Annotated in this window: 3 protein-coding genes and 1 pseudogene; 1 reads left to right on the top strand and 3 read right to left on the bottom strand. The window is 61.5% G+C overall.

The genetic code is table 11. The features are described from left to right. Positions 1-240 precede the first annotated feature (240 nt). Positions 241-537, top strand: a complete 297-nt coding sequence (locus CKO23_RS24320; RefSeq protein WP_440870596.1) for an ADP-ribosylglycohydrolase family protein — start codon at positions 241-243, stop codon at positions 535-537. 422 nt (positions 538-959) lie between these two features. On the opposite strand, the gene CKO23_RS24325 is transcribed toward CKO23_RS24320, so the two are convergent. From CKO23_RS24325 to CKO23_RS27065, 3 genes and pseudogenes are all read right to left on the bottom strand, one after another. Continuing rightward, positions 960-1292 (bottom strand): type II toxin-antitoxin system RelE/ParE family toxin, encoded by a 333-nt coding sequence (locus CKO23_RS24325; protein WP_200336029.1) that lies wholly within the window; start codon positions 1290-1292, stop codon positions 960-962. Further along, positions 1289-1519, bottom strand: coding sequence for a ribbon-helix-helix domain-containing protein (locus tag CKO23_RS24330; protein ID WP_240905771.1), 231 nt, complete (start codon positions 1517-1519; stop codon positions 1289-1291). Before CKO23_RS24330 ends, CKO23_RS24325 begins: the two co-directional genes overlap by 4 nt. An 856-nt stretch (positions 1520-2375) precedes the next feature. Further along, a pseudogene (locus CKO23_RS27065) lies at positions 2376-2499 on the bottom strand (IS1595 family transposase); the annotation flags it as partial.

A 2499-nucleotide genomic window follows, 5' to 3' on the forward strand; every position in this document is an offset into this window, starting at 1 on the left:
TGCGTGTGCGCGTCGATCAGTGCTGCGAACGGATGGGCCATCGGTTTTCTCCCCTTGAAAAAGGCGGGGAGCCTTTCCAGCCCGGCTCGCGAGCCGCCGAGTGTCACGGACTCGGATGGCGGTGTTCAGCCATCTTCTAAGAAAGACAGTCGGAAGCGTCAATGACGCTGCCGAAAACCGATCACATGGGGCTATCTGCAGCGAAAAAATACTCATCGGCAGGCATCATGCCTGCGGAATGTGCGTTTCAAGGAGCGTCAGCCCCCGGCCATCCGGGGCACAGGCTATGTGGTGCACGCATTGGAGGCGCCGCTCTGGGGCTTTGCGACTACCGAGACCTTCCGGGATGGGGCCTTGCGAGCGGTCAACCTGGGCGAGGACGCCGATACCACCGGAGCTATCTATGGCCAGCTCGCCGGGGCCTACTATGGCGGAGAGGCCATCCCCGCGAACTGGCGGGCCTGTCACGCCCGCGCCGAGGAGATTGATGCGATGGCCGATCGATTCCGCGCGCTTTCCGATCGCCTCATCGGTTGAGCCCGGACGCTGCCGGCGGTTACGGCGCGTTTGAAGCCTTTGTCGCCGTCGGGTTTCCCCGTAGCCGCAATCGGTCATCCCTGGTCTGGGCTCTGATGTGGCGACGGCCCGGATTCGGCCCACATCCGTTACTCGAGAAACTCACGTTAGCGTCTCTTGGACGCGGGGAGTTGTCACTCGACCTGCTTGGCGCGGTGACTCCTACGCCCCATTAACGGTCGCCGGCGCCTGGGGCTCAGCGCCCGGAGTCGGCCAACAGCGGTCGCTGGCGCATATCGTTTCGGTGACAGGTTTGCTCTGGTTTTCGGCCAGAAGCCAAGCTGTCCGGACTTACGCGCAGATCACCTCTATGTGTTGGGGAAAAGGCAGACGTGTCCGCCATGCGGCCGCGAAAAATGTGTCTTTGAAAGTCTGGCCCGGGATCACTCCGACTCGTCTTGCTCGTGCATCCATAGAGGCACATCCCGACGGCCGTGAAGGACTCGCCAGACGTCGATATGAGCGTCCCATTCCAAGTAGAAGATCAGGTAGGGGTAGCGCTTGAGTGGCCATGACCGCAGGCCCGGTAGCTCAAGCTCGTAGGCGTATCGCGGTGAGCCAATCGCGGGGTTCAAGCCAATCTCGGCATAGGCCGATTCCAGCGCATCCACGAACCCAAGGGCAATGGCTTCCGAGCTTGTCTCCAGATAGTACTCGATGATCTCGTCGACGTCCCGAATCGCGAGGCGCCGCGGTATGACCTGCTTCGTCGTCAATCGGCCTTACCTTTACGAACGCGCTCTCGTAATGTGCCGAAGTAGGCCATGTCCGCGGCCGCTCCGGGTTCAGACGTGGCCCCATCGAGGAGGAGCCCGCGCAGACGCTGCCGGTCCTGATCACGGCGGATCAGGTCGCGCACGTACTCGCTGCTGGTACCAAAGCGCCGACCGGAAACCTGCTCATCGACGTAGGCTTTCAGTGAGTCCGGGAGAGAGATGTTCATGGTGCTCATGTCGACAAGTTAGCGTCGATGGCAAAAATTGGCAAGTCTCAATGCCTGTCATTCGGCGCGGGCTTTGTACCAGATGGTCCCGGCTTGAAGCGTCCTTCTGACGGATTGCTCGTCTTGCCGCCGCAACGTCATCGAAGCGACCAGCAGTACCGTGTTTAAGGACTGGAGGCGGAGCCAGCAGCCACAGGTCCGGTGTCGCCCCCTAAGCTGACGCTCACGGCCGCAAGCCCGGAGTCGGTTCTGAGTCGACTGCCGTCACCGAGCTAGGCGGGCTGACTGACAGCAATCCGCGTTTAGCAGAAGTTGCGTGTCTGACCGGCGAGCGTCAGCTCCTGGCTGGCTGCTACGACAACGAAGGCCCAAGACCGGCATCGCCGTGACTCACAAGCCTCGACAACAGCGGTGGCGGAAACTGGCAGTTCTAGCGGGAATTATTCTGAGAAAAATTCGCGGAATAACCTGAGCGACAACAACTGACGCGGTTGGGTCATCCGCGCGAATCACTGCAACCCAAGCACGACCACCGCACCCCGAAGCTGCCACTCGCCGCTGAGCGATCATGGACGGCTCGACGCAGTGATGTGAAGGTTCACATAACAGGATCTACCTGTCCGGCAGCGGTCTGTCCTGAGCGGCGGCGTCCGAGCGCTCTTGAGGCTCTACTCCGACTTGCGTGGTCGCTGTCATCTGCATGGGTTTGGGGTATGGTTCGGTAACGCCGCACTGGGCTCTCCACTTAACCGGAGTTCCTCCACGGACGGTTTGCTGGAGGGAGGTCGAGGCTTGGCGGGTGGCCATTTGCCCTCGGCGGGGTGGGGAGTACTGTTCGGGGTCGCTGGGTCAGTGCGAGTTCCTTGTAGCGCACAGGCTCGTTCGCAATCGCGAGTTCGAGTACCCGGTAGAACACCATCCCACGGCTGCGGGACCGCCGGCGGTTGAAGCGGAACACGAACTCGTTCAGGTAGCTGGCA

This window comes from Thiocystis violacea (assembly GCF_016583565.1).
GTDB lineage: Bacteria > Pseudomonadota > Gammaproteobacteria > Chromatiales > Chromatiaceae > Thiorhodococcus > Thiorhodococcus violaceus_A.

Coding starts and splice junctions, on each gene's coding strand:
- CKO23_RS24330 (WP_240905771.1), bottom strand. CDS start 1,519: ATGAACATCTCTCTCCCGGACTCACTGAAAGCCTACGTCGATGAGCAG.